The following is a 16,488-nucleotide window of genomic DNA, read 5'->3' as shown; positions in this document are numbered from 1 at the left end:
CCGAAAAGGATCGCGCCGCCTGTAACGATCGTGGCGCCGGCGGCGGGCAAAAGCGGAGCGAAGGCCGGCTGGACCGTCGCGTCAGGGTCCGGTCCATCCGGCGTCCAGACGGTCCGCGCGGCAAGCTCGCCATCGGGACCGCCGAGGTAGATCGACTGGAGGTCGTCGGTGGTCTCGAAGCTGACGGCGGGCCGGCCCGGCTGGATGACCGTCTGGCGCTCGTCGAAGCCGGCGGCACGCGAGGCGGCATATTCCGAGCGGATGCGGTTGCCGGCATTGTCCGCGACCGTCCGCTCGAAGACGGAGCCGTCCTCGCTCCAGCCTTCCGCGATCGTCGACCAGATCGGATTGAAGTCGGTCGCAGCGAAGCTCGGCAGGCTGATCCCGAGGGCGTTGGCGTCGCCGGCTTCGCCGTTCCCGCCGCCACTGCCCCATTGGCCGCCCTCGGGGCTGCCCGCGGGCACGCGCGGCTGGTCCGGATTGTATTTCCGCTGGAGGCGATCGCGGCGGATCAGAGCGATTTCGTCGCGGACGCGCAGCGCGCGCATGCGCAGGGCGATCAGCCCGCTTTGCGAGAGTGGACGGGGGCGAGATAACGGCATGGCGGGCTCCTGCGGGGAGCCCAGTGTCCGGCTGCTTCAGCGACCGGGGATAAGTCCGGTTTTCGCCTGCACGGCTAGGCCGCCTCAGCCCTTCCGCACCAGCAGCACGGCCGCCAGGATCGCGACGCCGCCGAAGGCCTGCACCGGCGTCGGCTGCTCGCCGAAGATCGCCCAGGCTGCAAGCACGCTGACCAGCGCCGGCCAGACCATGACGAGCGAGGCGGCGCCGGCGCCGTAGCTGCCGAGAGAGAGCGTGATCAGCCCCTGGCCGAGCACGTGGGAGACGAGGCCGAGCGCGATGACGGCGAGCCAGCCCTGCAGGCTGCCGGGGAGGATGGTTTCGCCCAGACCGAGCGCGGCGACGAGACAGAAGGCGGCACAGATGATGCTGGAGATCAGGCTGACGCGCCCTGCGTCGGCATGGGCCCGCGCCCGGCCGACGGCGAGGATATAGGCGGCATAGGACATGGCCGCACCGAAGGCGAGACCGTCTCCGAACAGGCTCCCCCGCACACTCTGGCCGGTGAATTTTGGCAGTACGAGCAGGACGGCGCCGGCGACCGCCAGCATCAGCGCCCCGAGAATGCGGCGAGACGGCCTGTCGCCCAGCAGAAGCCACCCGCCAAGCACGACGCCGACCGGGGCGAGATTGCCGAGCAGGGAAGCGTTGGCCAGCGTCGTGTAGGACAGCGAGGCATTGTAGAGCACGACATCGATGCCGAAGGTCAGACCCGCGAGCGCGATGGCGACGAGGCCGCCCGCGCCTTGGGCAGGGGCGGCCGGGCGGCGGCGCTCCATCGCTGTCCAGGCGGTCAGCACGGGCAGGGCGACCATCATCCGCCAGAACCCGGCCGAAGCAGGTCCCACATCGGCGAGGCGCACGAACACGCCGGAAAAGCCGATGCAGGTCGCCCCGGCGAGCAGCGTCAGGAACATCGCGAGAGCGGGCGCCTCGGCGCGGACGCCCATGGCGGGGGCGGAGATGCTGGGAGCGGACATCGGGCGTTCGTCTTGTCGATGATGCGCGCGGGAGCGCCGTTTCGTTTCCTCGCCGCCGGTATAGGCCGCTTCCTTCGATCGGAAAAACGGATTATACTGATTTAACCATTCTTAAAATCGATGGTAGGGTGGCGGTCCCGGGGAGGTGCGGATGAACGGGCATTTCGATCTCGCGGCGCTCGGCATGCTGGTCGCCGTGGCAGAAACCGGGGGCTTCACCGCCGCCAGCGCACGGCTTGGCCGCACGCAATCGGCAATCTCGGTGCGCATCCAGGATCTGGAAAACCAGCTCGGCCATAAGTTGCTGGAACGCTCCCGCCGGGGCGTGACGCCGACCGATGCCGGGGAGCGGCTGATCGCCCATGCGCGCCGGCTGCTCGCGGTGGAGCGGGAGGCGCTGGCCGATCTCGACGGCGAGATGCCGATGGGGCGTCTGCGTCTCGGCATCCCGGACGACTATATGGATGCCTATCTGCGGCCCCTGATCGCGCGCTTCGCCAGCGACCATCCCAAGGTCGAGCTGGAGGTGCGCTGCGATCTGTCCAAGCGGATCGAGCCGGCGCTCTTGGCGGGCGAACTCGACCTGGCCGTGGTGACGCAGGATCCCAACCGGCCGATGGGGGAGGTGCTGCGGCGCGAGCCGCTGGTCTGGGTGGCGGCGAAGGGCCACCGGCCGGAACTGCAGGAGGTGCTGCCGATCGCGCTCTTCGCCGAAGGCTGCCGGGCGCGGCCCCGGATTTTGGCGGCGCTCAACACGGCCGGCAAGGCGCATCGCCTGGTGTTCTCCTGCTCGCATACATCCGGCGTCCTGTCGGCGGTGGAGGCGGGTTTCTGCGTCGCGGCCATCACCGAGAGCGCCGCGCCGCCCTCGCTGCGCCGGCTCGGCGCCACGGAAGGCATGCCGGCGCTGTTCGAGCTGTCGGTCGGTTTGATCACCGGGCCCCGGCCCGATCTCGCGGCGCGGCGCTTCGCCGACGCGCTGCGCGACGAGATGAGCAGCCTGCGCCACGCGGCCTGAACCCGGCATTGCTCTTCGCGGCCTCCGGCACTACGAGAACAGCATGAAATTCCTCGACCAGGCCAAGATCTATGTGAAGGCGGGCGATGGCGGCGCCGGCTGCGTCTCCTTCCGCCGCGAAAAGTTCATCGAGTTCGGCGGGCCCAATGGCGGCGATGGCGGGCGTGGGGGCGATGTCGTCGTCGAATGCGTGCAGGGGCTGAACACGCTCATCGATTATCGCTACCAGCAGCATTTCAAGGCCAAGACCGGCGAGCACGGCATGGGCAAGGACCGCCATGGCGCCAATTCGCCGGCCGTGGTACTGAAGGTGCCGCCGGGCACCGAAATCCTCGACGAGGACGGCGAGACGCCGATCGCCGACCTGACCGAGCCCGGCCAGCGCTTCGTGCTGTGCAAGGGCGGCAATGGCGGCTTCGGCAACGCCTATTTCAAGACCTCGACCAACCAGGCGCCGAAGCACGCCAATCCCGGCCTGCCGGGCGAGGAGCGCTGGGTCTGGCTCAGGCTGAAGCTGATCGCCGATGCCGGGCTGGTGGGATTGCCGAATGCGGGCAAATCGACCTTCCTCGCCACGGTGACCGCGGCCAAGCCGAAGATCGCGGACTATCCCTTCACCACGCTGCATCCGGGGCTGGGCGTGGTGCGCGTCCACGACAAGGAGATGGTGCTCGCCGATATTCCCGGGCTGATCGAGGGCGCGCATGAGGGCCATGGGCTCGGCGACCGCTTCCTCGGCCATATCGAGCGCTGTCGGGTGCTGCTGCATCTGGTGGAGGGTACCAGCGAGCATGCCGGCAAGGTCTACAAGGTCATCCGCGAGGAGCTGGAGGCCTATGGCCAGGGTCTCGAGGACAAGCCCGAGATCGTCGCGCTCTCCAAGGCCGATGCGCTGACCCCCGAGGTGCTCAAGGAGCAGGTCGCGCGGCTGAAGCGCGCCGCCAAGCAGATGCCGATCGTGCTGTCCTCCGCCTCGGGCGAAGGGGTCGACCGGGCACTGCAGGCGCTGTTCGCCGTCGTCGAGGCGGCGCGGCGCGACGAGGAACAGGACAAGGCGCCGGCGGTGGAAACCGGCTGGCGGCCCTGAACATTGTCATCGCGAGCGGCAGCGAAGCCATCCAGAAGGACGAAGAGCTCTGCCGCTCTGGATTGCTTCGTCGCTGCGCTCCTCGCAATGACGAGGGGCAAGCCGGTTTCCTAGAGGTCGCGTCCGCTCAGGTCACCGCGCCGCGTGCGGCCACGGGCCAGAGCAGTTCGACATGCGCATCCGGCCCGTGCAGGCCGCGGACGCCGACATACCAGTCATGCAGGTTCACGGTCGGGTCGCAATGGCCCGGCACCAGCAGCAGCCGGTCGCCACGGTGGGGCAGCGCGATCGGGTCTCCGGTCAGCACGCCGTGCTCGTCCGAGGGCTTGGTGTAGATCGCGCCCTCGCGCTGGAACGGCACCGGCATGCCGGAATCGACCGAAGCCGTCTTGTGTCCCGCATCGATGATCGCGCGGTCCGGCACCGGCTTGCTCATCACCTGCGCGAGGATGAACAAGGCGTGCTCGAAGCTGCGGAAAGGCGAGCCGTCGGCCTGGCGGTTGCGGGCATAGTCGGCGTCCATGAAGATGTAGGAGCCGCATTGCAGCTCGTTCCAGATGCCGGACTGGGTCTCGAGTTCAAAGGTGCCGGTGCCGGCGCCGCTGACGACGGGGCATTCGAGCCCGGCCTGGGACAGGCGCTCCACGGTGTTGCGGGTGGCGAAGGCCGCGCGCTCGATCGCCTCGCGCCGCTCATCGATCGAACGCATGTGCTGGGCCGCGCCGTGATAGGCCTGCAGCCCGGCAAAACGCAGCGTGTTCGAGCGGGCCACGGCCTCCGCGACGCGCACCGCCGCTTCGCCCGGCGCGACGCCGCAACGGCGCCCGCCGACATCGATCTCCACCATCACGTCGAGCGTCACATCGTGGCGGGCGGCCGCCTCGGCCGCCTCGCGCACGCCGTCGACATGGTCGACGCACAGGCCGATGCGGGCGGTGCGGGCGAGTTTAGCGAGGCGGTCGAGCTTGGCGGGGCTGGCGATCTCGTTGGTCACCAGCACGTCGCCGACGCCGCCGGCCACCAGTATTTCGGCCTCGGACACCTTCTGGCAGCACTGGCCGACCGCGCCATGGGCCATCTGGCGCAGAGCGATGTCGGGGCTCTTATGGGTCTTGGCGTGAGGCCGCAGGCGGATGCCATGCGCCTCGGCGAAGGCGGCCATCGCGACCAGATTGCGCTCGAAGGCGTCGAGATCGACGATCAGGGCGGGGGTGTCGATCTCGGCGAAACTCTGGCCGGGCTGAGCCGGCTGAACGGAAGGCATGCGAACTCCTGAATCGGTCTTGTCCATGGGATGACAGCTTCGTGTCGGGAGCAAGACCCAAGGGCGCAGGATACCATGCGGCGGGGCCGCGTCGCATCGGTGGCGCTCGCGGGCGCGTCATGGTAGGCGGCGGCGCATGAAGATCGGCCGCGTCACCGACGACACCCTCGCGCTGTTCGCCCGTGTCTGGCGCGAGCAGGTCAGCCGTTATCTGCCGCAGATGGCGACGATCCTGGCGCTGGTGGTGGTGATCGCCGCGACGACGAGCTTCTACCCGCTGCTGATCAAGGCGGCCTTCGACGCCTTCGCCGATCCGCTGGCGGCCGAATCCACGGGCTTCGTCAGGCGGATGGAGCGGCTGGTCTCCAAATCCATCGATTACGATATCGGCGTGATCAACGCCGTGGCCAGCGTCGTCGTGCTGGTGACCGCGATCAAGGGCTTCTCCCTGCTCGCCCAGACCGTGATGACCAACAGCGTCGTCAGCCGCATCGAGGCCGACATGCAGATCGAGCTTTACGGCCATCTGATCGATGCCGACCTGGCGCAGTTGCAAAAGGAGAATCCGGCCTCGCTGACGCAGCGCTTCACCACCGATTTCACCTTCGTGAAGGAGGCGCTGACGCGCATCGTCAACATCGCGGTGCGCGACGTGGTGACGGCGATCGCGCTGATCGGCGCGCTGTTCTGGATCGACTGGCAGATGACGCTTGTGGTGCTGCTGATCGCGCCCGTCGTCGCCCATCCGATCGGCCGGATCGGCAAGAAGCTGCGGCGGATGGCGAACTCCCAGCAGGAGCAGACGGGCATCATGGCGAGCCTCGTCACCGAGAGCCTGCAGGGCGCGCGCGTCGCCAAGACGGACGGGCTCGAACCTTATCTCAAGCGGCGCGCGGCGGAGGCCTTCGAGAACATCCGCGCCCTGAAGATGAAGGCCGCCAATGCGCGCGGGCGCCTCGATCCGCTGCTGGAAGTCGGCGGCGGCATCGCCGTGGCCGGCGTCCTGGCCGCCATCGGGGTGCGCATCTCCTCGGGGGCCTCCACGGTGGGCGATTTCACCGGCTATGTCTCGGCGCTGCTGCTGGCGGCGCAGCCGATGCGCTCGCTCGGCAATCTCAACGCCATCGTGCAGGAGGCGGGCGCCTCGCTGAAGCGCTATTACGCGCTGCTGGACGAAAAGCCGCTCGTGACCGAAAGGTCCGGGGCCGGCCCGCTGGTGGTGAGCAAGGGCGAGGTCGCGTTCAGGGCGCTGCGCTTCCGCTACCGCGAGGACCAGCGCGCGCTCGAGGATATCGACCTCGTCGCGGAAGGCGGGCGGATGACGGCGCTGGTCGGTCGCTCCGGCTCGGGCAAGTCGACGCTGCTGGCGCTAGTGCCGCGGCTTTACGACCCGACGCAGGGGAGCATCGCGATCGACGGGCAGGATCTGCGCGACGTCACCCTGGCGAGTCTGCGCTCACAGATCGGCGTCGTCAGCCAGGATGTGGTGCTGTTCGACGATAGCGTCGCGGCAAATATCGCCTTCGGCCGGCCGGGTGCCTCGCATGAGGAGATCGTCGCCGCCGCAAAGGCCGCCGCCGCGCACGACTTCATCACGGCGATGCCGGGCGGCTATGCCGCCTCGGTCGGCGAGCGCGGGCACAAGCTCTCCGGCGGCGAGCGCCAGCGCGTGGCGATCGCCCGCGCGATCCTCAAGGATGCGCCGATCCTCCTGCTCGACGAGGCGACGAGCGCACTGGACACCGAATCCGAACGGCTGGTGCAGCAGGCGCTGGCGCGGCTGATGAAAGGCCGCACGACTCTGGTGATCGCGCATCGGCTCTCGACCATCCGCGAGGCCGACCTGATCGTGGTGATGGATGAAGGCCGGATCGTCGAAACCGGCAGCCACGAGGAGCTGCTGGCGCGCGAGGGCGCTTATGCGAGGCTGCACCGGCTGCAGTTCGTCGAGGGCTGACGCATCGGTCCTGCGATGGGCGGGGTCGCTCTGCGCAGGTCGGCGTGCGATCCCGACAGCTTATGGGTTTGAGCACTCTCAGGATCGGGCGCCCAGCAGCGCCTCCACCGCGCGGCTCAGCAGGGGCCCGGCGGCGCCGTGGATCTCGTCGCGATGGCCTGGCTCGACCTGTCTGAGCTCCGGCAGCGCGAACCCCTCCATCGTTCCCTCGGCCCGGACCAGCGCGACGAAGCGCGCCCAGAGCTGAGGATGACCGCAGAACGGTCCGCTGACCCAGATGCGGGCCGGGAACAGCATCCGGCAGGCATTGGCGAGAGAGCGTGCCAGCAGCCGGGCGGCGGTTTCGATCTCCTCCAGGGCGAGCAGGTCCAGCGTCGCGAGCTGACGGGTGAGGCGCGCCTCGTCCTCGACCAGCTCGGGCCATCGCCTGCGCAGCGCCGGCAGGAGCGACCAGAGAGCGGCGCCGGTTTCCAGGCAACCGGTCTGGCCGCAGCCGCAGGGCCTGCCCTCCAGAGCCGCGAGACGCCAGTGGCCGATCTCGCCGAAGGAGCCGGAGGGTGCGAAGGGTTGCCCATCCTCGGCATAGGCGAGGCCGATGCCCCAGCCCCAATGCAGCAGCAGCGTGCCGCCCGGAACGCCATCGACCTCGCGTGCCGCGCGGCTGCGCAATTCGGCGTCGAGATTGCGACAGATCACGATCGGCCCGGCGATGGTTCCCAGCGGGGCATCGATCGCCAGCCCCCGCATGCGCGGCCAGCGCGAGGCGAAGCGCCAGCGCCCCTGCCGCAGATCGATCAGCCCCGAGAGCGAGACGGCCGTGCCGGCATGGCTCATGCCCGGCGGCATCGACGCCAGCAGATCGCCCGCCAGGCTGGCGAGCGCCTCCGACAGCTCGATGTTGCCCGCGTCCGACGCCACCGTCAGGCGCCGCTCCGCGACCAGATGCCCCGACAGATCGACCAGGGCTCCGGCGAGGCTGCGGCTCGACACATAGAGCACCGATGCGCCGATGCGCCGCGTATTGGCGACGAGCTGCGAGGCGGGGCGGCCGCGGCCCGACACCGCGCCGGCGCTCTCGATCACCAGCCGGCTGGCCAGAAGCTCGGCCACCACGGCCGATGTGCTGGTCGAGCGCAGCGCCAGCGCGCGGCTGATGTCAGTCCGGGAGCGGGCCTGCCCGGCCAGGATCAGCGCGAAGGCGCGGGCGCCGTCGCGCGCCTGGGCAGGCGACAGGCTCGCCGGATCGATCGCGAGCAGGCTCAAGCGCCGCAACTCCGCGGATGGCGCGTCTGATTTAGGACGATCATGTTCCAAAATCCTGCTTGCGTTGGCCTCGATGCTTCGTAAGCTCATGAGAGTAATATTGAATTATTCCTTCAGTCAAAGGTTCTAAAATCGATGATCGAGACGGTTGTGGTGGCGGGAAAGGCCGAACTCGGCCGGCTGGCGGCGGAGTGGGGCGCCCAGGCGATCCGCGAGGCGCTGGCACGCGATGGGCAGGCTTCCATCATCGTCGCCACCGGGGCGAGCCAGTTCGAGATGCTGGAGCAACTGGTCAGGGCGGAGGGCATCGACTGGTCGAAGGTGACCGCGTTCCATCTCGACGAATATGTCGGCCTGCTCGAATCGCACCCGGCGAGCTTTCGGCGCTATCTGCGCGAACGCTTCCTGGCCCCGCTGGGGAACAGGCCGGTCTTCGTGCCGGTGAACGGGGACGGCGATGCCCAGGCCGAGGCGAAAAAACTGGGCGAGGCGATCGCAGGGCGTCGCATCTGCGTCTGCTTCGCCGGCATCGGCGAGAACTGCCATCTCGCGTTCAACGACCCTCCGGCCGATTTTGACACGGACGAGCCCTATCTGGTGGTGAATCTGGACGAAGCCTGCCGGCGCCAGCAGCTCGGTGAAGGCTGGTTCCCCGATCTGGACAGCGTGCCCGAACAGGCGATCTCGATGAGCATCCGCCAGATCCTCAGGAGCGAGCTGATCGTGCTGTCGGTCTCCGATACGCGCAAGGCGGAGGCGGCCAAGGCGGCGCTCGAAGGCCCCGTCACCAATATGGCTCCGGCCTCCATCCTCCAGACGCATCCGCGCGCCGTGATGTTCCTCGACCAGCCGGCCGCGGCGCTTCTCGGCCGGCGGTTCTGAGCATGCGCACGGTCGGCCTCGTCGATCTGCAGGTCAACGGCTTCGCCGGTGTCGACTTCAATGCGGAGGCGGTGACGGCGCAGGCGCTGGACCACGCGCTCGAGGCCATGCTGGCGACGGGAGTCGCCACTTGCCTGCCGACGCTGATCACCGCGCATCCGGACGAGCTGGAGGCCCGCGCGGATGCGCTGGGCCGTGCCGTCGCTGAAAGCCGGCTGGGGCCGCTGATGTGTCCCGGTTTTCATCTGGAGGGGCCGTTCCTCAATCCGGCCGCGGGTTTCGCCGGTTGCCATCCGCCCGAAGCCATGGTCGCGGCCGATGCCGGACTGGTCACGAGGCTGGAGAGCCGCCTGCGCCGGCCGATTCTCGTGGTGACATTGGCGCCGGAGGTGGCGGGCGGCATCGCCGCGGTGCGCGCCCTCGCCCAGGCCGGAAAGATCGTCGCGATCGGCCATTCGGCGGCCGATTTTGCGACTGTCTCAGAGGCGACGGCGGCCGGGGCGAGTCTCTCGACCCATCTCGGCAACGGGCTGCCGCAGCAGATGCACAAGCTCGACAATCCGCTGTTCGCGCAGCTCGGCGAGGATGGGCTGATGGCGGGCTTCATCGCGGACGGAATCCACCTGCATCCCGCAGCGCTGAAGAGCCTTCTGCGCGCCAAGGGCTTCGAACGCTCGATCCTCGTCACCGACGCCGTGGTCGCGGCCGGTGCCGCACCGGGGCGCTACCATTTCGCGGGCATGCCCGTGGATCTGGCGTCGGATGGCTCCGTGCGCCAGCCGGGCGGCGTTTCGCTGGCGGGCTCGGCGCTCAAGCTCGACGAGGCGGTCCGGAACATGGTCGCCTGGGGCCTCGCCACGGCGGAGCAGGCCATCGCCATGGCCTCGACGCATGCGCTGGCCGCGCTCGCGCCGGCACTCGCCGCCTCCGGTATCGTCCTGCCGCAGAGCGAGATCGACTGGACGGATGGCCTGCGTGTCGCGCGCGTTCGCGTGGGGCCGGTCAGCCGTGTCTACGTCACCGAATGAATCGTCCATCAAAGGAGAGGGGAAATCCATGACCGCATTCTCGAAAGGGTTCGACCGCCGCACGGTTCTGGGCGGGCTCGGCGCGCTGGCGACCGGGGCCGGGACGGGCCGCGCCATTGCGGCCGTGCCGGCGTTGCCGGCAGCGCCGGTCGGCATCAACATCATCGATGTCGGCGGGGCGCTGGCGCTGATGCAGCAGGCCTTCGAGGACTACCGCAGCGCCAATCCCAAGCTCGTCTCGCGCATCACCTATGTGAAGGCGCCGGCGCCGGAGCTGGCGAGCAAGATCAAGGCGCAGCAGGATGCCGGCCGCTCCGATCTGGACCTCGTCCTCACCGGCTCGGACGGGCTCGCCGCCGGGCTGGAGCAGAATCTCTGGCTGAAGATCTTCCCGGATTTCGCGGAGAAATTCCCGAACATCGAGGAGAATTACGAGCCCGCCGCGCTCAATCTGCACAAGGTGCAGGGGGCGGGGTTCGGCACGGTGGTGAACTACTACCCGTCCGGCCCGCTGCTCGAATACATGCCAGACCGCGTCAAGCAGGTGCCGACGAGCGCGGAGGAGCTGCTGGCCTGGGCGAAGGCCAATCCCAACAAGTTCATGTATGCCCGCCCGACCAATTCGGGCCCGGGCCGCACCTTCATGATGGGGCTGCCCTATCTGCTGGGCGACAAGGACCCGCAGGACCCGGTCAATGGCTGGGACAAGACCTGGGCCTATCTCCAGGAGCTGGGCGAGCACATCGAGTATTACCCCGCCGGGACCGGGGCGACGATGAAGGAGTTCGGCGACGGCTCGCGCGACATCATCATCTCGACCACGGGCTGGGACATCAATCCGCGGGCGCTCGGCATCGTGCCGAAAGAGGCGAAGATCCAGACGCTCAAGGGCTTCCACTGGGTCTCGGACGCCTTCTTCATGTGCGTGCCGAAGGGCATTCCGAATGATCGCCTCGCGGTGGTGCTCGACATCATGGCGCATGTGCTGACGCCGAAGATGCAGGCCTATTCCTATGACGAGGGCTATCTCTATCCGGGCCCGGCGGTGAAGAACGTGCCGCTGTCGCTGGCACCCAAGCGCAGCCAGGAGGTGATCGCGGAATTCGGCCGGCCCGAATATGCCGAGCTCATCGCCAAGAACCCGATCGAGCTGCCGCTGAAGCCCGACAGGATGGTCGTGGCCTTCCGCAAATGGGACGAACTCGTGGGCGCCAAGCGCAAGCGCTGAACCGCGAGCGCCCATCGCAGGAGGCCGGCGTTCCCGCGCCGGCCTTTTTCGTGGTCGGCTGTGGTAACCGCCGCCTCAGACCGATAGATAGCGGGTGCGCAGCGTGTCGTACGCCTTCAGCGCAGCCATTGTGCCCTCGAAGCGGATCTCGCCTTTTTCGATGATCGCGGCGCGATCGGCGACGCTGCCGGCGAAATGCAGGTTCTGCTCGGAGAGCAGGATGGAGAGGCCCTCGCTCTTCAGCGCCAGGATCGTGCGGGCCATCGCCTGCACGATCACCGGGGCGAGGCCCTCCGAAGGCTCGTCGAGCAGCAGCGCGCCGGGATTGCCCATCAGGGTGCGGGCGATGGTCAGCATCTGCTGCTCGCCGCCTGACATCGCTGCGCCCGGCCGGTCGCGCATGGCGGCGAGGTTGGGGAAGAGCGCGAAAAGCCGCTCCGGCGTCCAGACCGGTGCGCCCTTGCGCGGCGGGCGGGCGCCGACCGCGAGGTTTTCCATCACGGTCAGCTCGGAGAAGATGCGCCGTTCCTCGGGCACATAGCCGAGGCCGAGGCGGGCGATCTCATAAGGTTCGCGCCCGTCGATGCGGGTGCCGGCAAAACGGACCGTTCCGCCGCTGGGCGGCACCAGACCCATCACGGCCTTGATCGTGGTCGATTTGCCGGCGCCGTTGCGGCCCATCAGGGCGAGGACCTCACCGCGGCGCAAGGACAGGGTGACGCCGTGCAGAATCCGCGCGCGGCCGTATTGGGCCTCGAGCCCCTCGACCTCCAGCAGCGCTTCGGTCATGGCTCGCCCCCGGGCTCGGCGGCGCCGAGATAGACGGCGCGGACCTCGGCATCCTGCCGCACCGCCGCGGGTGGTCCATCGGCGATCAGCCGGCCGCGATCGAGCACGACGATGCGGTCGGCATGGGCGAAGACCACGTCCATGTCGTGCTCGGTGAAGAGCACGGCGATCGCGGCCTCCGTCGCGATGCGAGCGACCAGCGCCATCAGCGCAATGCGCTCGGGGGCGGCCATGCCGGCAGTCGGCTCGTCCATCAGCAACAGCCTTGGCCGGTTGGCGAGCGCGATGGCGAGTTCGACGCGCTTCAAATCGCCATAAGCGAGGATGCCGCAGGGGCGCTCCGCCTGCTCGGCCATGCCGACCTCGGTCAGCAGGGCGTCAGCTTCTGCGACATGGCGCGTCCTCGCCGATGCGAACGGATTCCAGAGGCCGCCGGCCTGCGAGATCAGCGCCATCTGCACGTTCTCGCGCACGCTCATCGAGGCAAAGGTCGCGGTGATCTGGAAGGTGCGGCCGACGCCGAGGCGCCAGATCGCGCGCGGGGAGAGGCCCGTGATCGGCCGGCCCGACAGCGCGACCGAGCCGGCATCCGGCTTCAGCTGGCCGCCCAGCATGTTGAAGCAGGTGGATTTGCCGGCGCCGTTGGGCCCGATCAGCGCCAGCATCTCGCCGGCCGCGACGTCGAAGGAGACGCCGCGCACGGCATGGACGCCGCCGAAGGATTTGGCGAGGTCGCGCACGCTCAGCGTCGGTTCGGCCGCCCCCGGCATCAGGCGGCCCCCGCCAAGCCGCGCCGCTCGCGCCAGGCGATAAAGCTGCCGACGAGGCCGCGCGGAAAGAGGATCACCAGCAGCACGATGGTCAGGCCCAGCAGGAAACGCCAATAGGGCGTCGCCTTCATCAGCTGCTCGGCCAGGCCCATATAGGCGAAGGCGCCGACGACCGGGCCGGAGACGGTCTGCACGCCGCCAAGCAGCACCATCAGCAGCGCATCGACCGAGCGGGGGATGGCGAGATAGGTCGGGAAGACAGAGCCCTTCGAGAAGGCGAAGAGCGCGCCGGCGATGCCGGCCGCAAAAGCGGCGATGGCGAAGGCCACCCATTGCACCCGCATCACGTCGATGCCGATCGCCTCGGCCCGCAGCGGACTGTCGCGGCCGGCGCGCAGCGCGTAGCCCAGCGGCGCGAAGACGAGCCGGCGCAGCAGCAGCACGCAGGCCCCGCAGATCGCGAGGCACAGATCGTAGAAAGCCCATTTCGGCACCGCCCAGCTTGAGGGCCAGACGCCGAGGATGCCGTTATCGCCGCCGGTGAGTTCCACCCATTGGAAGGCGGTGGCCCAGGCGATCTGCGCGAAGGCCAGGGTCAGCATGGCGAGATAGACGCCCGAGAGCCGCACGCAAAACCAGCCAAAGACCACCCCGGCGATCCCGGCCAGGAACGGCGCCAGCAGCAGGGCCGGCTCCATCGGCGCGCCCAGCCATTTCACCGCGAGCGCCGCGCCATAGGCGCCGAGGCCGAAATAGGCGGCATGGCCGAAGGATGTGAGGCCGCCCGGGCCCATCATCAGATGCAGCGAGGCGGCGAAGAGTGCGAAGATCAGGAGCTCCGTCAGGGTGAGCAGCCAGGCATCGGAGACCAGGAGCGGCGCGGCTAGCAGCAGGGCGGCGAGCGCCAGCCAGGCGGACAGCGCCCCGCGCCCGGCCGGGCGCAGCGGCGGCGGCGCGGAAGCGGGCGTCGAAGCGGCTTCCGTCGGTTTTGTGCCCAGCAGCCCATAGGGCTTCACCACCAGCACCAACGCCATCACGAGGAAGACGAGGACGAGGGTGATCTTGGGGAAGATCAGGATACCGAAAGCGTGCAGTACGCCGATCAGCACGGCGGCGAGATAGGCCCCCGCGACGCTGCCGAGCCCGCCGACCACCACCACGACGAAGACCTCGGCGATGGTGGAAAGGTCCATGTGCAGCGTCACCGCCTCGCGCGGGAGCTGCAGGGCCCCGCCCAGCCCGGCGAGCGCCGCGCCGAAGCCGAAGACGGAGGTGAAGAGCCAGCGCTGGTTGACGCCGAGGGCGCCGACCATCTCGCGATCCTGCGTCGCCGCGCGCACCAGCGTGCCCCAGCGGGTCTTGCGGAACAGGAACCAGAGCAGTGCCAGCACCAGCGGGCCGACCGCGATCAGGAAGAGTTCATAGCTGGGAAAGCGATTGCCGAAGATCAGGACGAAGCTCTTGAAGCCGGGCGCGCGGGGCCCGAGCCGGTCCTCCGGGCCCCAGAGCGCCAGCGCGATGTCCTGCACCATCAGAACGACGCCGAAGGTGGCCAGCAGCTGGAACAGCTCCGGCGCCTGATAAATCCGGCGCAGGATCAGAATTTCCATGGCGATGCCGGCCAGCCCGACGAGCAGGGCTGCGAGGAGCACGCCGCTCCAGAAGCCGAGCGGGCTGGCCGCGCCGAACGCCTCCACCAGCGTGACCGCGAGAAAGGCGCCCAGCATGTAGAGCGAGCCATGCGCGAAGTTCACGATCCGCGTGACGCCGAAGATGATCGACAGCCCCGAGGCGACCAGGAACAGCGAGGAGGCCGAGGCCAGCCCGTTCAGCGTCTGGGTCAGGATCAGGTCAAGCATGCCGGAGCGCCGTGATCCCGGGTTGAGCCGTCACCCCGGCTGCCGGCAGGGCCAGCGCTGGGATGACGGTGGTTCGCAGGCGGATTGCGCAGCAAGCTCACCCGGCCGGGCGCAGCGTCTTCACCACCTCGTCGGACGGCAGATATTTGGCGCCGTCGGCATAGCGCCAATCCACCATCACGCCCTTGCCGTTGCGCAGCGCGGTCTTGCCGACATAGGCACCGACCGTCGACTGGTGGTCGATGGCGCGATACTCGGCCGGGCCGAAGACGGAGGGGAATTTCAATCCGCTGAAGGCGTCGACCAGCTTTTCGGTCTCGGTCGAGCCGGCCTTGTCCACCGCCGCCACGATCGACTGCATCGTCGAATAGCCGACGACGGAACCCAGGCGCGGATCCTCGTTGAACCTGGCCTTGTAGGCTTCGGCGAACTTCACATGTTCCGGCGTCTTGATGTCGGCATAGGGGTAGCCGGTGACGATCCAGCCGATCGGGGCCTCGGCGCCGAGGGGCTCGAGATATTCCGGCTCGCCGGTCAGCATCGAGACCACGGAGCGGCCCTCGAACAGGCCCCGCGTATTGCCCTGGCGCACGAAATTGCTGAGGTCGCCGGCGAAGGTGACGTTGAAGATGGCGTCGGGCTTGGCCGCTTCCAGCGCCTGCACGGTGGCGCCGGCATCGATGCGGCCGAGCGCCGGGAACTGCTCGGCGACGAATTCGACATCGGGCCTGGCCTGCTTGAGCAACTCCTTGAACCACTTTGCGGCCGATTGGCCGTATTCGTAGTTCGGGGCGATCAGCGCCCAGCGCTTGGCGGGGAGCTTGGCCGCCTCTTCGACCAGCATTGCCGCCTGCATATAGGTCGAGGGGCGCAGGCGGAAGGTGTAGCGGTTGCCCTTGGCCCAGACGAGCGCATCGGTCAGCGGCTCGGAGGCGGCGTAGAGGCGCTTGTTCTGCAAGGCGAAATCGGCGAGGGCGAGGCCGACATTGGAGAGAAAGCCGCCCGCGATCAAATCGACCTTCTCGCCGTTGATCAGGTCGCCGGCATGGCGCACGGCGTCCTCGGGCTTGCCGCCATCATCGCGGAAGATGGTCTCGAAGCGGCGCGCGCCGGCGGCATTGGCCTCGGCCTGCGCCAGCTCCCAGCCCTGCCGATAGGGCTTCAGGAAGGCGGGCTGCGCCGTATAGCTGTTGATCTCGCCGAGGCGGATGACGCCGCCGCCCTGAGCCCGGACGAGGGTCGGCGCGGCCAAAGTCGCGGCTCCGGCGGAAGCGGCCGCCAGAAAGCGCCTGCGGTCGATCGTCATGGTGGAGTCCTCAAGTCAGGCGCCGCAGGCCCTTCCCCCTCTGGGCATGGTCCGGCGGCGGGCGGGCCATGCGGCGTCGGTGATGTGCGAGGGGGCTCAGCTCTCCGCAAGCCGTTGCGAGCTTACGACTTTCGTCGCGGTGAGCGGGCTTGTCAATCAGCCTGCGCGCGAGGCGCGGGGCACCGGCCCCGATCGGCGCCGGGGGCATGAGCGCTTTTCCACGCGCATCGTTTCGTTGCACTGCGAAATCCGCTAGAAGGGCGCCGCAAATCGAAGCCAGCCGCGCGGACAGCAGGATGAGCAATTTCTACGAGGAGCGGGTTCTCTCGGTCCATCACTGGACGGACACCCTGTTCAGCTTCACGACGACGCGGGATGCGACCTTCCGCTTCAAGAACGGCCAGTTCACGATGATCGGGCTGAAGGTGGGCGAAAA

Annotated in this window: 13 protein-coding genes and 2 pseudogenes; 7 read left to right on the top strand and 8 right to left on the bottom strand. The window is 68.7% G+C overall.

Annotated elements, in window-relative coordinates; all coding sequences use genetic code 11:
- Together ACOJTB_RS20550 and ACOJTB_RS20545 are read right to left on the bottom strand one after the other, a co-directional pair.
- Window positions 1–602, bottom strand: a pseudogene (locus ACOJTB_RS20550) (hypothetical protein); the annotation flags it as partial.
- A gap of 84 nt (window positions 603–686) precedes the next feature.
- On the bottom strand, window positions 687–1,601 hold the full coding sequence (locus tag ACOJTB_RS20545) for a DMT family transporter (RefSeq protein ID WP_420104381.1): 915 nt from the start codon (window positions 1,599–1,601) through the stop codon (window positions 687–689).
- Window positions 1,602–1,752: 151 nt separating this feature from the next.
- Here ACOJTB_RS20545 and ACOJTB_RS20540 point away from each other — a divergent pair, with 151 nt between their 5' ends.
- Entirely contained in the window at window positions 1,753–2,619 is an 867-nt protein-coding gene (locus ACOJTB_RS20540) for a LysR family transcriptional regulator (protein ID WP_420104380.1), read from the top strand.
- A gap of 43 nt (window positions 2,620–2,662) precedes the next feature.
- The gene (gene obgE, locus ACOJTB_RS20535; RefSeq protein ID WP_420104379.1) at window positions 2,663–3,706 is read left to right on the top strand and encodes a GTPase ObgE; all 1,044 of its coding nucleotides are present in this window, start codon (window positions 2,663–2,665) and stop codon (window positions 3,704–3,706) included.
- Between the two features lie 127 nt (window positions 3,707–3,833).
- Here obgE and ACOJTB_RS20530 read toward each other — a convergent pair whose 3' ends face one another.
- Window positions 3,834–4,970: a DSD1 family PLP-dependent enzyme gene (locus ACOJTB_RS20530; protein ID WP_420104378.1), complete on the bottom strand. Its 1,137-nt coding sequence runs from the start codon at window positions 4,968–4,970 to the stop codon at window positions 3,834–3,836.
- Between the two features lie 136 nt (window positions 4,971–5,106).
- On the opposite strand from ACOJTB_RS20530, the gene ACOJTB_RS20525 reads away from it, so the two are divergent.
- Entirely contained in the window at window positions 5,107–6,927 is a 1,821-nt protein-coding gene (locus tag ACOJTB_RS20525; RefSeq protein ID WP_420104377.1) for an ABC transporter ATP-binding protein, read from the top strand.
- 78 nt (window positions 6,928–7,005) lie between these two features.
- Here ACOJTB_RS20525 and ACOJTB_RS20520 read toward each other — a convergent pair whose 3' ends face one another.
- Entirely contained in the window at window positions 7,006–8,190 is a 1,185-nt protein-coding gene (locus ACOJTB_RS20520; RefSeq protein WP_420104376.1) for an ROK family protein, read from the bottom strand.
- Between the two features lie 135 nt (window positions 8,191–8,325).
- Between ACOJTB_RS20520 and ACOJTB_RS20515 the strand changes: the two genes are divergently transcribed.
- The 3 genes from ACOJTB_RS20515 to ACOJTB_RS20505 are packed head-to-tail and all read left to right on the top strand — an operon-like array spanning window position 8,326 to window position 11,328.
- Window positions 8,326–9,072, top strand: coding sequence for a glucosamine-6-phosphate deaminase (locus ACOJTB_RS20515; protein WP_420104375.1), 747 nt, complete (start codon window positions 8,326–8,328; stop codon window positions 9,070–9,072).
- A 2-nt stretch (window positions 9,073–9,074) separates the two neighbouring features.
- The gene (locus ACOJTB_RS20510; RefSeq protein ID WP_420104374.1) at window positions 9,075–10,100 is read left to right on the top strand and encodes an N-acetylglucosamine-6-phosphate deacetylase; all 1,026 of its coding nucleotides are present in this window, start codon (window positions 9,075–9,077) and stop codon (window positions 10,098–10,100) included.
- Between the two features lie 28 nt (window positions 10,101–10,128).
- A complete protein-coding gene (locus ACOJTB_RS20505; RefSeq protein WP_420104373.1) occupies window positions 10,129–11,328 on the top strand; it encodes an extracellular solute-binding protein in 1,200 nt (399 codons plus the stop codon).
- A 75-nt stretch (window positions 11,329–11,403) separates the two neighbouring features.
- On the opposite strand, the gene ACOJTB_RS20500 is transcribed toward ACOJTB_RS20505, so the two are convergent.
- The 4 genes from ACOJTB_RS20500 to ACOJTB_RS20485 form a co-directional block, all read right to left on the bottom strand.
- Window positions 11,404–12,117 carry an ABC transporter ATP-binding protein gene (locus ACOJTB_RS20500; protein WP_420104372.1) on the bottom strand — a complete coding sequence of 238 codons (714 nt, stop codon included), beginning with the start codon at window positions 12,115–12,117 and terminating at the stop codon, window positions 11,404–11,406.
- Window positions 12,114–12,887 carry an ABC transporter ATP-binding protein gene (locus tag ACOJTB_RS20495; RefSeq protein ID WP_420104371.1) on the bottom strand — a complete coding sequence of 258 codons (774 nt, stop codon included), beginning with the start codon at window positions 12,885–12,887 and terminating at the stop codon, window positions 12,114–12,116. The genes ACOJTB_RS20500 and ACOJTB_RS20495 overlap by 4 nt, the downstream gene beginning before the upstream one ends.
- Window positions 12,887–14,746, bottom strand: a complete 1,860-nt coding sequence (locus ACOJTB_RS20490; RefSeq protein WP_420104370.1) for an ABC transporter permease — start codon at window positions 14,744–14,746, stop codon at window positions 12,887–12,889. Before ACOJTB_RS20490 ends, ACOJTB_RS20495 begins: the two co-directional genes overlap by 1 nt.
- A 97-nt stretch (window positions 14,747–14,843) precedes the next feature.
- Window positions 14,844–16,052, bottom strand: a complete 1,209-nt coding sequence (locus ACOJTB_RS20485; RefSeq protein ID WP_420104369.1) for an ABC transporter substrate-binding protein — start codon at window positions 16,050–16,052, stop codon at window positions 14,844–14,846.
- A 296-nt stretch (window positions 16,053–16,348) separates the two neighbouring features.
- Between ACOJTB_RS20485 and ACOJTB_RS20480 the strand changes: the two are divergent.
- Window positions 16,349–16,488 (top strand): annotated as a pseudogene (locus ACOJTB_RS20480) (ferredoxin--NADP reductase); the annotation flags it as partial.

Origin of the sequence: Allobosea sp. (genome assembly GCF_048595345.1) — a bacterium.
Taxonomy (GTDB): Bacteria; Pseudomonadota; Alphaproteobacteria; order Rhizobiales; family Beijerinckiaceae; genus Allobosea.
The sequence above is the reverse complement of the archived record's forward strand: the minus strand, read 5'-3'. Positions and strand labels throughout refer to the sequence as shown.